Source organism: Mesorhizobium sp. M1312 (assembly GCF_040318115.1).
Classification (GTDB): domain Bacteria; phylum Pseudomonadota; class Alphaproteobacteria; order Rhizobiales; family Rhizobiaceae; genus Mesorhizobium.
Window position 1 is genome coordinate 41211 of the sequence record NZ_JAMYLQ010000029.1, and the last position, 14720, is coordinate 55930.

The 14720-nt window shown below is 64.4% G+C and carries 13 protein-coding genes; 4 read left to right on the plus strand and 9 right to left on the minus strand.

Annotated elements, in window-relative coordinates:
• Window positions 1-19: 19 nt before the first annotated feature.
• Window positions 20-1669 (minus strand): ABC transporter substrate-binding protein, encoded by a 1650-nt coding sequence (locus NKH36_RS26895; protein ID WP_352960203.1) that lies wholly within the window; start codon window positions 1667-1669, stop codon window positions 20-22.
• A 42-nt stretch (window positions 1670-1711) separates the two neighbouring features.
• Window positions 1712-3262 (minus strand): trimethylamine methyltransferase family protein, encoded by a 1551-nt coding sequence (locus NKH36_RS26900; RefSeq protein ID WP_352960201.1) that lies wholly within the window; start codon window positions 3260-3262, stop codon window positions 1712-1714.
• Window positions 3263-3354: 92 nt separating this feature from the next.
• On the opposite strand from NKH36_RS26900, the gene NKH36_RS26905 reads away from it, so the two are divergent.
• Both NKH36_RS26905 and mutL read left to right on the plus strand, forming a co-directional pair.
• Entirely contained in the window at window positions 3355-4263 is a 909-nt protein-coding gene (locus tag NKH36_RS26905) for a LysR substrate-binding domain-containing protein (protein WP_352960199.1), read from the plus strand.
• Between the two features lie 306 nt (window positions 4264-4569).
• On the plus strand, window positions 4570-6459 hold the full coding sequence (gene mutL / locus NKH36_RS26910; RefSeq protein WP_352965209.1) for a DNA mismatch repair endonuclease MutL: 1890 nt from the start codon (window positions 4570-4572) through the stop codon (window positions 6457-6459).
• Between the two features lie 204 nt (window positions 6460-6663).
• On the opposite strand, the gene NKH36_RS26915 is transcribed toward mutL, so the two are convergent.
• Window positions 6664-7557 carry a DMT family transporter gene (locus tag NKH36_RS26915; RefSeq protein WP_352960195.1) on the minus strand — a complete coding sequence of 298 codons (894 nt, stop codon included), beginning with the start codon at window positions 7555-7557 and terminating at the stop codon, window positions 6664-6666.
• A 90-nt stretch (window positions 7558-7647) separates the two neighbouring features.
• Between NKH36_RS26915 and NKH36_RS26920 the strand changes: the two genes are divergently transcribed.
• Window positions 7648-8574, plus strand: coding sequence for a LysR substrate-binding domain-containing protein (locus NKH36_RS26920; RefSeq protein WP_352965211.1), 927 nt, complete (start codon window positions 7648-7650; stop codon window positions 8572-8574).
• A gap of 143 nt (window positions 8575-8717) precedes the next feature.
• Entirely contained in the window at window positions 8718-8951 is a 234-nt protein-coding gene (locus NKH36_RS26925; protein ID WP_352960191.1) for a DUF2093 domain-containing protein, read from the plus strand.
• Window positions 8952-8976: 25 nt separating this feature from the next.
• Here NKH36_RS26925 and lpxK read toward each other — a convergent pair whose 3' ends face one another.
• From lpxK to NKH36_RS26955, 6 genes are all read right to left on the minus strand, one after another.
• Window positions 8977-10005 (minus strand): tetraacyldisaccharide 4'-kinase, encoded by a 1029-nt coding sequence (gene lpxK, locus NKH36_RS26930; protein WP_352960189.1) that lies wholly within the window; start codon window positions 10003-10005, stop codon window positions 8977-8979.
• A gap of 1 nt (window position 10006) precedes the next feature.
• Window positions 10007-11323, minus strand: a complete 1317-nt coding sequence (gene waaA, locus NKH36_RS26935; RefSeq protein ID WP_352965213.1) for a lipid IV(A) 3-deoxy-D-manno-octulosonic acid transferase — start codon at window positions 11321-11323, stop codon at window positions 10007-10009.
• Complete coding sequence (locus NKH36_RS26940; RefSeq protein ID WP_352960185.1) at window positions 11320-12108, minus strand: lysophospholipid acyltransferase family protein; 789 nt, start codon at window positions 12106-12108, stop codon at window positions 11320-11322. The genes waaA and NKH36_RS26940 overlap by 4 nt, the downstream gene beginning before the upstream one ends.
• A gap of 6 nt (window positions 12109-12114) precedes the next feature.
• Entirely contained in the window at window positions 12115-12360 is a 246-nt protein-coding gene (locus NKH36_RS26945) for a DUF4170 domain-containing protein (protein ID WP_352960183.1), read from the minus strand.
• Between the two features lie 76 nt (window positions 12361-12436).
• A complete protein-coding gene (locus NKH36_RS26950) occupies window positions 12437-13243 on the minus strand; it encodes a 3'(2'),5'-bisphosphate nucleotidase CysQ (RefSeq protein ID WP_352960181.1) in 807 nt (268 codons plus the stop codon).
• Window positions 13230-14573: a TldD/PmbA family protein gene (locus tag NKH36_RS26955; protein WP_352960179.1), complete on the minus strand. Its 1344-nt coding sequence runs from the start codon at window positions 14571-14573 to the stop codon at window positions 13230-13232. The genes NKH36_RS26950 and NKH36_RS26955 overlap by 14 nt, the downstream gene beginning before the upstream one ends.
• Window positions 14574-14720: the final 147 nt, after the last annotated feature.

Genomic DNA, 14720 nt, shown 5'->3' on the forward strand with positions numbered 1-14720 from the left:
GCGCCCCTGGGCGTTTAACTCAGGCGTCCAGCCAGACGTTCTGGAGATCCATCTCGAACGTCTGGTGGACAGCGTAATTCTTCACCTTTTTGTTCATGTGGCTGTACAGCTTCTGCCAGAACGGCTGCACGATGACGCCCGAATCCTGCAAGATCTGCTCGACGTCCTTCATGACCTCGCGGCGCTTCTCCACGTCTATCAGCGAGAGGGCCTGCTTGAGCTTGGCGTCGAAATCGGGATTCGAATACGCCGTTTCATTCCAGGCCTCGCCGGTGCGATAGCCGAGCGCCAACACCTGAACGCCGAGCGGGCGCATGTACCAGATGGTCATGGAATAGGGGTATTTCGTCCAGTCGTTCCAGAAGGTCGACCCCGGCAGCACCGTGCGCTTCACCTTGATCCCTGCATCGCGCAGCTGGCCGGCAATCGCGTCGCCGGTGTTCTTTTGCCAATCGTCCTCGACGGTGATCAGTTCATGCTCGAAATCGGCCTGTCCGGCCTCTGCCATCAGCGTCTTGGCGGCCGCCGCGTCGCGTGTCTTCTTGGGCAGCGGGTAGTATTCCGGATGGATCGGGCTGACGTGGTGGTTTTCACCTGGGGTGCCGCGCCCGGCGTAGCCAAGTTCGAGCACCGCATTGTTGTCGACAGCCATTTGCAGGGCGTTGCGCACCCGCTTGTCATCATAGGGCTTGTGCGTGATATTGGTCCGGGCAACGAGCGTGGTTGCTGTCGCGACCTCCGTTTTCACCAGATCCATCTTGTCGAGGATGTCGATGAAGTCGGCGGGTGTCTCGAAATTGACATCGATCTCGCCGGATTCGAATGCATTCACCGAAGCATTGAAGTCGGTGCCGTAGTCGATGAATTCGACACTGTCGAGCGGCGCTTCACCGCCCCACCACTTGCCGTTTTCGCGACGCTTGACGACGGCTTTCTGGCCGACATCGTAGGAAACGAGCTCGAAAGGCCCGGTGCCGATCGGCTTGCCGATTGGATCGGCGCCGTCGGCGTCGAATTTGCGATGGACGACGAGCGCCGGATAGTCGGTGAAGTTCGGGATCAGCGAGATGTCTGGTTCGTTCAGCTTAAGCTTGACCGTATTGTCGTCGACCTTGGTGATCGCTCCATCCCTTGCCTTGCCGGTTTTTTCATCAATCAGCGCACCGACGCGCGCGGCCATGGAATTGCCGGCGGCACCCTTCTCGCACCAGCGCGTCAGATTGTAGACGACATCATCGGCGTTGAAAGCGTCGCCGTTGTTCCAGGTGATGCCCTTGCGCAGATGCAGCACATATTCGGTGGCGTCGTCGTTGACGTCCCAGCTTTCGAGCAGGACCGGCTCGAATGTGAACTCGCGCGTATAGCGGACAAGCGGTTCGAGCCAGGTGCGGGTGATGTTTGCCATCTCCACCCAGTCGTAGGTGCGCGGATCCTTTTGTCCCTTCACCGACATCGATACGTGCAGCGTTCCACCCTTCTTCGGCTCTTCGGCCAAGGCCTGTTCGGGCATCGCAAGACCGATCATACCGTAGGCAAGGGCAGTCGATGCGCCGAAGGCGCTTGCCAGCGCCAGAAATTCGCGCCGGTCCATACGACCTGCACGCGTCTCTGCCGCCATTGCCTCGATAGTGCTCGGGACACGATCACCGTTGCTTCTGAAGAGTGCCATTTTTTTCTCCTTGTGGTTCCCGTTGGGTCTTCGCCCGTTGCATCAACTAACGCTGTCCGGCAGCCGCTCCTCGCGCCGCGCGATGAAGTCTGTCAGGCCGTCGGCGATGCCTTCATCGAGCTTCGGCTCCTCATAATCCGCGAGCATGTTGCGCGCTTTCTCGCGGCCGCGGGTGTCGTGGTCCTTTGCCCCTTCAGCCTTCCACTGTTCGTACGAATTGAAGTCCATGATGCTGGGCATGAAGAAGGCGGATTCGAAATGTTCAAGCGTGTGCTGGGTGCCGAGGAAATGGCCCTGCGGCCCCACCTCGCGGATCGCCGCCATCGCTTCCTTGAAATCGTCGAACGGAAGGCCGCCTGCGTATTTGTACCAGCCAACAAGCTGTTCGCAGTCCGTCGCGAATTTTGAATAGCCGCAGGTCAGGCCGGCCTCAAGCCATCCGGCGGAGTGCCAGATGTAGTTGGCGCCGGCAAGGATGGCGGCATGCATCAGCATGTTCGCCTCGTAGCCCGCCTGGGCGTCGTTCAGCTTCGATCCGACATGGAAGCCCGACGTGCGCCAGGGCAGCCGGTATTTCCGCGCCAGTGCCCCCATCAGATACATCATCTGGGCGGCCTCCGGCGTGCCGCCCATGGGTGCTCCGGTCTTCATGTCGACCGTGACCATGAACTGTCCGTAGATCTGCGGTGAACCCGGACGCAGCAGCTGCGTGAACGCGACGCCGGCCAGCGCTTCCGCATTGACCTGCGCGACCGCGCCGACGGCAGAGGCCGAAGTCGAGGCGCCGCACAGCGCGAACGGCGCCAGGATCAATGGCTGGTTGTGGCGCGCATAGATCTTCATCGCGTCCAGCATGGTGGCGTCCCAGACGAGCGGCGAATTGCAGTTGGTGATCGCAACCAGGACCGGGTTGTCACGGACATAGTCCTCGCCGAACACGACGCCCGCCATCGCCATCGTGTCTTCCGCTCGATCCTTTGACGTCACGATGCCCATGAACGGTTTGTCGGAGTGCTTCAGCGCCGAATGGATGATGTGGAGGTGACGCTTCGGCACAGGAATTTCCATCGGCTCGCAGATGATCGAGCTCGACGAGTGCAGCGCCGGCGCCATGTAGGCGAGCTTGTGGAAATTTTGAAGGTCGGCGAGCGTGCCATAGCGCCTGACGTTGTCGAGGTCGCGCACATAAGGCGCGCCATACATCGGCACGAAGATGGAGTTGTTTCCGCCGACGCGCACCGAACGCTCCGGATTTCTCGCATTGAGCGTGAACTCCGACGGGACATTCGATACGAGCTCCATCAGGAGGGCGCGGTCGATCCGGACTCTTGTGTCCGAGACATCGGCTCCCGCGGCCTTCCACATTGCAATGGCCTCGTCGTCGCGGAACTCGCATCCCACCTCTTCGAGGATGCTGAGCGACTCCTGATGGATCAGCTCCACCGCCTCGTTCGGGACCATCTGATATACCGGGATCTTACGGACCAGGGTCGGAAACGACGCCATGGGAGTTCCACGCAGCGCCTTGCGCCCCAGGCGGCCACCCGCTCGACGATTGGCGTGTTCGGTCACTTCAGCAGCCTGTGCGTTCATGGAAACTCCATCCTCCCAGAGCCAGTCAACTTAGCGAGACAAAATACAGCTGTGACGCTGGAAAATCTTGATCTCTTGTATAAGTTCAGCTTATGCGAAGCCTGCGCCACCTGCTGCCGTCCGCCGGCAGCCTGATCGTTTTCGAAGCCGCCGGGCGGCTGTCGAGTTTTACCGCCGCCGGGCGAGAGCTTGGCATGACGCAGGCTGCCGTGTCCTACGCGATCCGGGGGCTTGAAGAGCAGCTCGGCGCGAAACTCTTCCAGCGTCGCCATCGGCAGGTCAGCCTGACCGAAGCCGGTGGCCGTTTTCACGCCGACGTCTCGCTTGGCCTGTCGCACATCCGCAAATCGGCGGAGGATTTGCGCCTACAGGCGACCGGCGGCCATGTGACGCTTGCCGCGTCGACCGCTTTCGGCTCCTTCTGGATGATGCCGCGGCTGCAGCAGTTCCGCGACGAACTGCCGGGCATTGATCTGCGCATCCAGACCGCCGACCGCGATCTCGACATCATCGCCGAGGGCATCCCACTCGCTGTGCGCGGTGGCGAGCCCCGGGAATGGCCGGACTATCATTCACTGCCACTGGCCGACGAGGAAATCTTTCCCGTTGCCGGCGCCAGCTATGTGGCGAAGTTCGGCCTGCCGCAGACTGTCGAGGAATTGGCGGCACACCGCCTCATCCATCTGGAAGAGCCGTTTCGCGAGGCGGCAAGCTGGGAAGAGTGGTTCCACTCCGCCGGGGCCAGCCTGAAGGAGGCCGACGCCGGGCGCGGCCTGCGCATCAACGACTACGCGCTGGTGATCCAGGCGGTGATGGAGGGGCAAGGCATCGCGCTCGGCTGGCGGCACCTTGCCGAGCGGCTCCTGGCATCGGGCCTGCTGGTGAGCGCCACCAGCCATGTGATGAGAACCGGCACGCGTTTCCACATCATTTGGCCGAAGAACCGCGAACTCAGCGACAACGCCCGCAAGGTACGGGACTGGCTGGCCGCGCAGGCGTGAGTTCGCCCGGCCGTGCTACGCGCTCTAGCGCAATGATAAACAAGATAACTATGTGGTCAAATTCCGAATATACAGCAGATAAAATCTAGAATGACATCCAATTGTCGCCACCGACCGCAATTCGTTTCAGGTTTTGGCTTTCCGTCCGATAATTCACTATGTCACTTAGTGGCCAAACCCGTTCACTTCAACAACATTCCCATTTCAACGCACCGTGGCGGAACAGCCCCCTCTGCCGCGGGCTTCTCCACTGCCACACGTATCTAGTGCTTCCGCGCACGTCTCGAATCCGCCTATAGTGCTCCCATGCCCATCCGCCAGCTTTCCGAAACGATGATCAACCAGATCGCCGCCGGCGAAGTCATCGAGCGTCCGGCGAGCGTGGTCAAGGAACTGGTCGAGAACGCACTCGATGCCGGCGCCGCCAGGATAGAGATCGTCACCGCCGGCGGCGGGCTGAACCTGATCCGCGTCACCGACGACGGCTCGGGCATCCCGGAGAAGGAACTGGCGCTGGCGATCGCACGCCACTGCACCTCGAAGCTCGCCGACAACATCCACGACATCCGCTCGCTCGGCTTTCGCGGCGAAGCGCTGCCGTCGATAGGCTCAGTGGCGCGGCTGTCGATCCGCTCACGCACGGCCAGCGGCGATAGCGCCGCCGAGATCGGCATCGAGGGCGGACGCGTGTCCGCCGTCAAGCCGGCGGCCGCCAATCGCGGCACAACGGTCGAGGTGCGCGACCTGTTCTTCGCCACGCCGGCGCGGCTCAAATTCATGAAGGGCGAGCGCGCTGAAAGCTCGGCCACCAGCGACGTAATCAAACGCATCGCTATCGCCTTCCCGGCCGTACGCTTCACGCTGGCCGGTTCCGACCGCTCGACGCTGGAACTGCCGGCGACCGACGACAGCCCGGAAGGCCGGCTGCGTCGCGTCGCACAAGTGATGGGCGCCGACTTCCCGGCCAATGCCATCGCTATCGATGCCATGCGCGACGGCGTGCATCTCGCCGGCCACATCTCGATCCCGTCCTTCAGCCGCGCCAACGCGCTGCAGCAGTACGCCTATGTCAACGGCCGGCCGGTGCGTGACAAATTGATCGCCGGCGCTATCCGGGGCGCCTTCGCCGACGTGCTTCCGCGCGACAGGCATGCGGTGACGGTGCTGTTCCTGACGCTCGATCCGGCCATCGTCGACGTCAATGTCCACCCGGCCAAGGCCGATGTCCGCTTTCGCGATCCGGGGCTGGTGCGCGGGCTGATCGTCGGCGCCATCCGCGAGACGCTGGCCAATGCCGGCATCCGTGCCGCCACATCAGGAGCCGCCGGCATGATGGCGGCATTCCGGCCGGGCGCAGCGTTCTATGCGCATGCCGGTCCGGCCAACGGCCACCGCAGCTACGAGGCGGCCTATCGGGCCTCCGGCTCCGCCGGTTTCGATCCGGCCCGCTCGCCGCAGCGACCGCTGGACATGGGCTTGGAAGGCGGGGGACTTGAGGACACGGAACCAGGAAACGGCGGCTTCGGCGAAAACGATCAGGCGGCGTTCGACGCCGGACCGCTTCACAGCGCCGACGCGCGTGCGGGGCAAGAACAGGCGGCGGAAACGCTGCTCGGCATGGCGCTGGGTGCCGCACGGGCGCAGGTGCATGAGAACTACATTGTCGCGCAGACCAGGGATTCGCTTGTCATCGTCGACCAGCATGCGGCGCATGAGCGGCTGGTCTACGAGGCGCTGAAGAACGCGCTGCATGCGCACGCCGTGCCGTCGCAGATGCTGCTTTTGCCCGAGATCGTCGATCTGCCGGAAGAGGATGCCGAGCGGCTTGCTATGCATTCCGAAACGCTGGCCCGCTTCGGCCTCGGCATAGAGCGTTTCGGCCCGGGTGCTGTCGCCGTGCGCGAGACGCCGTCGATGCTGGGTGAAACCAATGTCCAGCAGCTAGTGCGCGACCTTGCCGACGAGATCGCCGACAACGACACGGTCGAGACGCTGAAGGAGCGGCTGGACACAATAGCCGCGACCATGGCCTGCCACGGCTCGGTGCGGTCAGGCCGCCTGCTCAAACCCGAGGAGATGAACGCGCTGCTGCGCCAGATGGAGGCAACGGCGGGATCCGGCACCTGCAACCATGGTCGGCCGACCTACATCGAGCTCAAGCTTGTCGACATCGAAAGACTGTTCGGCAGGCGCTAAGGAGGCGCAGGGCGCAGACCCCCACCCGGACCTTCGGTCCGACCTCCCCACAAGGGGGAGGTAGGGAGCTTGGCCGCGGACGTCTCGCGAGGAGCTTACCCTCCCCCTTGTGGGGAGGGTCGCTGCGGAGCAGCGGGGTGGGGGTCCGAAAAGAGCCGCTGTATAGCGGCTCTTTTCGAGTCAAGAGACGGCCCACCCTCTGATTTACCTCTTCAAATTCACCACGATCACGCCGCCAAGCGCCAGCGCGCCGCCGAGAACACCGAGCAGCGTCGGTACCTCGCCCAGCCAGAAGAAGCCGATCAGCGTCGCCACCGGCGAAACCAGATAGAGGAAGTTCGAGGCACGGGCTGCAGGCAGCCGGGAAAGTGCTGTTGCCCAGGCGGCGTAAGCGATCAGGCTTGGCACGATGCCGAGAAAGATCACGGCGCTAAGGCCGGCAGTATCGGCAACCGCCGCCTGCGCCAGGCCGCTCGGCAGGAAAGGCAGCAGGCAGAGCGCGCCGAGCACCATATTCGAGGCCGAAATGGTCAGCGGATGATGGGTGGCAAACAGCGGCTTCTGCACGATGGTGTTGACGGCCGAGCACAGCGCCGAGCCAAGGATCAGCAGCGCGCCATTGTCGAAGCGAAGCCCTTGTCCCTCGCCCATGGCGATGATGCCGATGCCGGCGAAGGACAGCAATGTGCCGACCCAGGCCAGGCCTGAGAAGCGTTCGCCGAGCAGCGCCATCGCCATGATCGCGGTGAAGATCGGGCTGACATTTATGATGAAGCCGGCGGCACCCGCCGAGACGGTCAGCTCGCCGAAATTGAGCATTGCCGTGTACAGCGCAACGAAGACAGCGCCGCCGAACCCGAAGCGCCACAATTCATCGAGCCGGGGCAGTGCCGGCCGCTTGACTGCGAGGAAGATCGCCGCCGGTACCGCCGCAATGGCGAAGCGAAGCGCGCCGAGTTCCAACGGCCCGAAAGCCACGAGGCCGGCGCGGATCGCCGGGAAGGCCGAAGCCCAGCCGACCACTGTTAGCGCGACCGCTATGATTGCAGTGGTGTCGATCCGCTGTGTCGTATTCAACGTGCCGGTACAGGCGCTCATTTCATTATTCTCGCGTTTCATGTCCCCAAACACACAAAGCGCCTTTCCTGGCCGATTGACAAACGACCAAATCGAGAGTCAGCTGTGACTATGGATCACAGCTCAGACGCGATGCTGCCACTCGAGACCCTGCGCGCCTTCGACGCCGCGGCCCGGACGGGCAGCTTTTCGGCGGCTGCCGAAAAACTCAACCTCACCCATGGCGCCGTCAGCCGGCAGATCGCCAAGCTCGAGGACTGGCTCGGGCTGAAAGTGTTCGATCGCGGCGCGCGTGGGGTGTCGCTGACGATCGAAGGCAACCGCCTGCATCTGCGCACCACTGAGGCCTTCGCCCTGATATCCAGCAATTCGGACCGCTGGGTCGAGCCGCGCGGCACCGCCGTGGTGCGGTTGACCTCGATCCCCTCGGTCAGCGGGCTGTGGCTGATGCCGCGCATGGCGGCGCTGGAAAACAATCCGTCCAAGCTGCGTATCGTGCTCGACGTCGATATCCGCCAGGCGGACCTTGCCGACGAGGGCATCGATCTGTCGATCCGCTGCGGCCGCGGCCGCATCCCCGGCCGCGTCTCGGTGCAGCTGTTCGAGGAACATGTGTTTCCGGTCGCCTCGCCGGACCTCGCCCGCGAGATCGGCCGTGGCGACCCTGCCCGGCTGCTCAAATTCCCGCTGATCAATGATTCGGATGCTTTGGCTTGGCGCGCCTGGTTTGCCGCCCACGACATGGACTATCGCCCGCGTCCGCACGACCGCCGCTTCGAGGACTACAATCTGGTGCTCGATGCCGCCGCCCATAGCCTCGGCATCGCGCTGGCGCGGCCGCCGATGATCGAGCATCAACTGAAGTCAGGCCGCATCGTCGCTGTGGACGACCGCAGCGTCCTCAGCCCGATATCCTACTGGCTCGACCGGCCTCTAGGGCGACCGCGCGCCGCCGCCGCCGAGCTTGCCCGGCGCATCGCGGCCCAGGCCGGGCTGGGGGCGGAAAAGATCGAGGATTTCATCGTAGCCGAGCAGTAGGATGCCGGACATCCACTTTGCCGGCTTGCTCGGCTTGTTGTCGTCTGAAACAGAGCCGACCAAACCCAATCTTGTCTCGCACCAAGCTTGACCTTGCCGGCATTTTGTGGCGATGACATCGTCATGAACCTTGGCTCCCTGTCATGATGAACCGCTTCGAAGGCCCCGGCGGCAAGGAAGCCCGTATCCGCTACCTAGACGGTGACTTCCAGGTGACCAGCCCCGGCGCCTTCGTGCGCTGCGCAGTCACCGGCGAAAGCATCCCGCTCGATGAGCTCAAATATTGGAGCGTCGCCAGGCAGGAGCCCTATGTGAGTGCCGCGGCCTCGCTGCGCCGCGAGATCGAGGCAAATCCCGAACTGCGCCGCCGGCGCTAAACCAGCTTCCGGATCGGCTCCAAAGTCAGCCCTGCAGCTTGCGCTGCCGCCAGGCATCCAGCGTCTCGTCGATGATGCGTTCGGGCACGTCGTCCGGATCGAAGACGGTGTCGATCTCCAGCACATCGAGCTGTCCGAGGAAATCCGCGGACGCGGCATCATGGCGCAGCCGGGCGGCGTCCTTGGCGGTGGTGATCAGGCCAAGTCCGGCACCTCGCGCTGTCGTTGCCAGTTCGGCAAGCTCGTCCTCGCCATAGAAATGATGGTCCGGAAACGACCGGGTCAGCGCGACCTCGCCGCCGGCCTCGCGGACCGTGTCGAAGAACTTGTCGGGATGGCCGATGCCGGCAAAGGCGAGAAATCGCTTGCCGGCCAGCCCCGCCTTGCTGCTTGGCCGTGTACGCGCCTCGAAGATCGGCCGGCCGGCACGCGCCGCCTGGCGGACGACCGCATCGGCAGCAAGGCCCTCGCCCATCTTCAGCAGCGCGCTGGTGAAAACCAATTGGTCGACGATATCGGCCCTGAGCGGTCCGCCAGGAATAACGTGGCCGTTGCCGACGCCGTAGCGTGCATCGACGACGACCAGCGCATAGTCGATATGGATGCGCGCGCTCTGGAAGCCGTCATCCATGATCAGGAAATCACAGCCATGCTTTTCCAGCAGAAGACGCGCGCCGGCGGCTCGGTTCGGCGTTACCGCGACCGGCGCCTGCTCGGCCAAAAGCAGCGGCTCGTCGCCGACATGCTTGGCGGCGTCGTGATGCGGATCGACGACATGCGGCTGCGCGAAGGAGCCGCCATGGCCGCGCGACAGGAAACCGGGATTGAGCTGCATGCGCCTGGCCTGCCTAGCCAGTGCGATCGCCACCGGCGTCTTGCCGGTGCCGCCGACGGTGAAGTTGCCGACGCAAAGCACCGGCGCCGCGACCTTCTCGCGCGCCGCTGACCGCATGCGGCGGCCGGCAACGAGCGCATAGATCGCCGACAGCGGCGCCAGCGCCAGCGCCCGCCAGTCCGATTCTTCCCACCAGAAGGGAGGCGCTTCGCTGGCCATCTTAGCGGCCGTTGGCGCCCTTGAGGCGCGACTTGACGACCAACGGCTGAATGTAGGGTTCGAGCGACTTCAAAGTGAGCGCCAGCGCGCCGCGCATCTCGTCGACGGTCGCCGCGCCGGCCGCCATCATCTCATGGCGAGCCACCTCGTTGCTCAACAGGAAATTGACGGCGCCGGCCAGCATGTCGCGGTCGCGCACCAGCTTGGCGCCGCCGCTGTCGAGCAGGCGCTGATAGGTCTCGCGAAAATTCTGGACATTGCGGCCGGCCAGCACCGCCGTGTCGAGCATGGCCGGCTCCAGCGGGTTCTGGCCGCCCTCGGAGGTAAGCGAACGACCAACGAAGGCGATCTCTGTCAGCCTGAGATAAAGCCCCATCTCTCCCATCGTGTCGCCGAGCAGAATGTCCGTATCGGCGGTGATTCGGTCGCCCTTGCTGCGCCGAGCGACTTTCAGGCCCATGCCGGAAATCTGCGCGGCAAGCGCTTCGGCGCGATCGGGATGGCGCGGCACGACGATCGTCAAAAGACCGTGGTGCCGCTTGTGCAGCATCGCGTGAACCTCGGCAGCGACCACCTCCTCGCCGTCATGGGTCGAGATCGCCGCCCAGGTCGGGCGGGCGCCGATCTGGCGCTTCAGCGTGTACAGCGCCCTTTCATCGGCCGGCGGCGGCGTGGTGTCGACCTTGAGATTGCCGGATACGGTGACCGGCCGGGCGCCGAGCGAGAGGAAGCGCTCGCCGTCGACATCCGACTGGGCGACGACATGGGCGAGATTCTCGAACAGCGCCTCGGCGATGTTGGCGCGCTTCTTCCAGGATTTGAATGAACGGTCGGATAGCCTGCCATTGACCAGCACCTGCGGCACACGGCGCGCGCCGAGCTCCAGGATGGTCATCGGCCAGATCTCCGATTCCGCGATGATCGCCAGATCCGGCCGCCAATGGTCGAGGAAGCGGCTGACCGCCGGCTTGAGGTCGAGCGGCACATATTGGTGGATGATGCGGTCGCCGAGCCGTTCGTCGGCAACCTGAGCGGAGGTGACAGTCCCCGTCGTCAGCACGATGTTGACGCCGTAGTCGAGGATGCTCTCAACCAGCGGCACGACAGCGATTGTCTCGCCGACGCTCGCCGCATGGATCCAGATCACCGGTCCCTCGGGGCGCTCGCGCCCGGCGATGCCATAGCGCTCGCGCCGGCGAATTCGGTCCTCCTTGCCCCTGGAGGTGCGCCAGGCGACATAGGGTCCGATCAGCGGGTAGGCGACTGCGCCTGCGAAACGATACGCCGTCAGGAAGGTGCGCGCCCAGCGCTCGCTCATTTTGAGCCATCCACGAGGCGGTAAGCCTCGGCGGTCGCGGCGTTGAGCGCGGCCGTGACCTCCTGGCGCTTGCGTTCCATTTCGGCCTCATCGGCATTGGCCGGTACGAAAACCGGCGTTCCCAGAACGATCGAGGAGCGGCCGAACGGCAGGTTGATCGTGGTCTTGTCCCAGCTGCGCTCCAGCACCTTGCGGCGGCTGGTGGCGATGGCGGCAGGCAGGATCGGGCGGCCCGAAAGCCGCGCCAGGAGAACGATGCCAAGCCCAGCGTCGCGCGGCGTGCCATGCGGAATGTCAGCGATCATGGCGACGTTCTTGCCGGTGCCGAGTGACTTTTTCAGGGCGATCAGCGCTTTGGCGCCGCCCTTGTCGCGACGCTTCGAGCCTTCGCGTCCACCCGAGCCGCGCACCGCCTGGATACCGAATTTCTCGATCATCAGAGCGTTGAGCTCGGCATCGGCACTACGCGACACCATGGCGACCACCGGCCGTCCCCTGGGATAGTAGGCCGGAGTCAGAAGATGCTGGCCGTGCCACAGCGCGATGATGGCGGGTTCGAACTCCGAGTAGGCGCCGCCCGACATCGGCGCCGATCCGTCGACGACACGGTTGGTCAGGCGGACGAGGCGAACGAACTGCGCAAACAGGCTGGCGATGGCGTTCTTGACGAATCGCGATTGCGCCAGCGGTTCGCGTATCTTGCGCCAGAATGTCTTCGAGGTGCCACCGCGGCGCCCTCTGACCGCGGACCTCGTGGCCGGTCCTTTCACGGCGTCATGATCCATCAGATGTCAACCGGCAGCCTTGTTGTCGGGGTCGAGCAACCGGTGCAGGTGAACGACGAAATAACGCATGTGGGCGTTGTCCACGCTGGCTTGGGCCTTGGCTTTCCACGCCGTTTGCGCGGATTGATAATCCGGATAGATGCCGACGATGTCGAGCGAGTCGAGATCACGGAATTCCGTCCCGCCCAGCGTCTTCAGTTCGCCGCCGAACACCAGGTGCAAAAGCTGCTTCTTGCCGTCTTCTGCGGTCATGTCGGTCCTTCACATATCGTGAGTTTGTGACAGGTCTAGACCAAAGCCGCCGACTTTGGAACCATTGATGATATGTTCAGCCGTCCAGCCCTGCGACGACGCCGGAGAGGACGGCGAGCAGTTCGCCGCTGCCGGCAACCAGCGCGCCGTGGTGGATCACTTCGCGAGCATAGCGCGGTGCGCGGCCCTTCTGGTCGAGCAACGCGCCGCCGGCTTCGCGCAGGATGAGATCCGCCGCGGCGATGTCCCAGTCATGTGCGTTGGGTTTGACGAAGGTCGCGTCGAGCCTGCCATTGGCGACCATCGCCAGCCGGTAAGCGAGCGAGGGAATATAGGGCACGCGGCTCAGCCGGCCCTGCCATTCCGCCGGCATCAGGGCGATCAACGGCTTCGGGCCGCCAATTTCGACCATCGCCGCCGGGCGGCGCACGGCAATGCGACGGCCATTCAGGAACGCCCCCTCACCCGGCAGCGCCCAATAGGTCTCCTCCGTGGCCGGACATTCGAGCACGCCGGCAAGCGTGCGGCCGTCCTCGACCACCGCGACGCTGACGCACCAGGAGCGAAGGCCTTCGAGGAAGCCGCGCGTGCCGTCAATCGGATCGACGACGAAGGTGCGGCGGGCGGCAAGCCTTGCCGGATCGTCGGCCGTCTCCTCCGACAGCCAGCCATAGTCCGGCCGCGCTGCAAGCAAAGTTTCGCGCAGATAGGCGTCGGCGGCGTGATCGGCCTCGCTCACCGGCGAGGTGCCGCCCTTCATCCACACTTGCGGATTGTTGCCGAAATAGCGCATGGCGATGGCGCCCGCCTCGCGGGCGGCGTCGCGCAGCAGCGGCAGATCCTCGCGAGCCCCGGCGGAGGTGACCTGGTCAAGCTCCGGCAAGGGTCATGCCTTCGATCAGAAGCGTTGGTGCGGCGGTGCCGAAATTGCGATCGAGATCGCTCGCCGGAACCATGTTGAGGAACATGGTCGTTAGGTTCGAGGCTATGGTCACTTCCGCAACCGGATAGGCGAGCTCGCCATTCTCGATCCAGAAGCCGGAAGCGCCGCGGCTGTACTCGCCAGTCACCATGTCGACGCCCTGGCCGAACACTTCGGTGACGTAAAAGCCTGATTTGAGCGACTTGATGAGGTCTTCGGGCGTCCGCTCGCCCGGCTCGATAGCGACGTTGGTTGATGACGGCGAGACGGAGGAGCCGTTGCGCGAGCCGCGCCCGTTGGTGGTCAGCCCCAATTCCCGCGCGACCGAGGTCGACAGGAACCAGTGGTTCAAAATACCCTTCTCAACCATGAGCAGCTTTTCGCCCTCGATGCCTTCGCCGTCGAACGGGCGCGATGCCTGCCCACGGAGCCGGAGCGGCTCGTCGGTGACGGTGATCGCCGCCGCCGCTACCTGCTTGCCCATCATGTCGCGCAAAAAGCTGGTCTTGCGCGCGACGGACGCGCCGTTGATGGCGCCGGCGAGATGGCCGGCGATGCCGCGGGCGACGCGCGGGTCGAACACCACATCGACCGGCCCGGTCGCCGCCTTGCGCGCGCCGATGCGCCGCGCGGCGCGTTCGCCAGCCTTGCGGCCGATGTCCTCGGGCGCGTCCAGGTCGGAGAAATGTTGGCGCGAGGAGAATTCATAATCGCGCTCCATGCCGGTGCCCTCGCCGGCAATGACGCTGGTCGAGCGCGAAAAGCGGGACGCGACGTAGTGGCCAACAAAGCCGTGCGAGGTGGCGAGCACCAGCCCGCCAAGCCCGGCGCTGGCGCCGCTGCCGGCCGAATTGGTAACGCCCTTGACGGCAAGGGCCGCCGCTTCCGCGGCCAGCGCTGCTTCCTTCAACTGGTCGGCCGAAACTTCCGTCGCGTCGAACAGATCGAGGTCGCGCGGCTTCTTGACCAGCAAGGCCGGATCGGCGAGCCCCTGATAGGGATCTTCCGGCGAGACTTTCGCCATCGCCACGGCGCGCTCGGCGAGCGCTTTCGGGTCGGAGGCTGCGGTTGCCGAGACGCTCGCCACCCGTTTACCGACGAAGACGCGCAGCGAGACATCCTCGCTCTCGGATGCCTCGGTGCCTTCGACCTTGCCAAGCCGCACCGAAACGCCCGTCGAACGGCCGCGCACCGCAACCGCGTCCGCGGCGTCGGCGCCGGCGCGTTTGGCAGCCTCGACCAGGGCCGCGACGCGGTCGGTCAATTTCGCTGAGTCCAGCGTATCGGTCATGCACGTAATCCTGTTTTCCGCCTGACATAAAAGGGCGGCCGCTCCGCACCATCTATTGTTCCGATGTGGCTTGTGCAATGGCAGAAGTCGCAAGCAGGATAGATCGGCCAGCAGACATCGGCTTAGGCGGCATGATCGAAGCGGTAC

What these genes read in the sequence shown, in the direction of transcription:
- NKH36_RS26915 (WP_352960195.1), bottom strand. Translation starts at nt 7,557, where the DNA reads ATGAGCGCCTGTACCGGCACGTTGAATACGACACAGCGGATCGACACC.
- NKH36_RS26900 (WP_352960201.1), bottom strand. Translation starts at nt 3,262, where the DNA reads ATGAACGCACAGGCTGCTGAAGTGACCGAACACGCCAATCGTCGAGCG.
- mutL (WP_352965209.1), top strand. Translation starts at nt 4,570, where the DNA reads ATGCCCATCCGCCAGCTTTCCGAAACGATGATCAACCAGATCGCCGCC.
- lpxK (WP_352960189.1), bottom strand. Translation starts at nt 10,005, where the DNA reads ATGGCCAGCGAAGCGCCTCCCTTCTGGTGGGAAGAATCGGACTGGCGG.
- NKH36_RS26945 (WP_352960183.1), bottom strand. Translation starts at nt 12,360, where the DNA reads ATGACCGCAGAAGACGGCAAGAAGCAGCTTTTGCACCTGGTGTTCGGC.
- NKH36_RS26955 (WP_352960179.1), bottom strand. Translation starts at nt 14,573, where the DNA reads ATGACCGATACGCTGGACTCAGCGAAATTGACCGACCGCGTCGCGGCC.
- NKH36_RS26920 (WP_352965211.1), top strand. Translation starts at nt 7,648, where the DNA reads ATGGATCACAGCTCAGACGCGATGCTGCCACTCGAGACCCTGCGCGCC.
- NKH36_RS26905 (WP_352960199.1), top strand. Translation starts at nt 3,355, where the DNA reads ATGCGAAGCCTGCGCCACCTGCTGCCGTCCGCCGGCAGCCTGATCGTT.
- NKH36_RS26895 (WP_352960203.1), bottom strand. Translation starts at nt 1,669, where the DNA reads ATGGCACTCTTCAGAAGCAACGGTGATCGTGTCCCGAGCACTATCGAG.
- waaA (WP_352965213.1), bottom strand. Translation starts at nt 11,323, where the DNA reads ATGAGCGAGCGCTGGGCGCGCACCTTCCTGACGGCGTATCGTTTCGCA.
- NKH36_RS26940 (WP_352960185.1), bottom strand. Translation starts at nt 12,108, where the DNA reads ATGGATCATGACGCCGTGAAAGGACCGGCCACGAGGTCCGCGGTCAGA.
- NKH36_RS26925 (WP_352960191.1), top strand. Translation starts at nt 8,718, where the DNA reads ATGATGAACCGCTTCGAAGGCCCCGGCGGCAAGGAAGCCCGTATCCGC.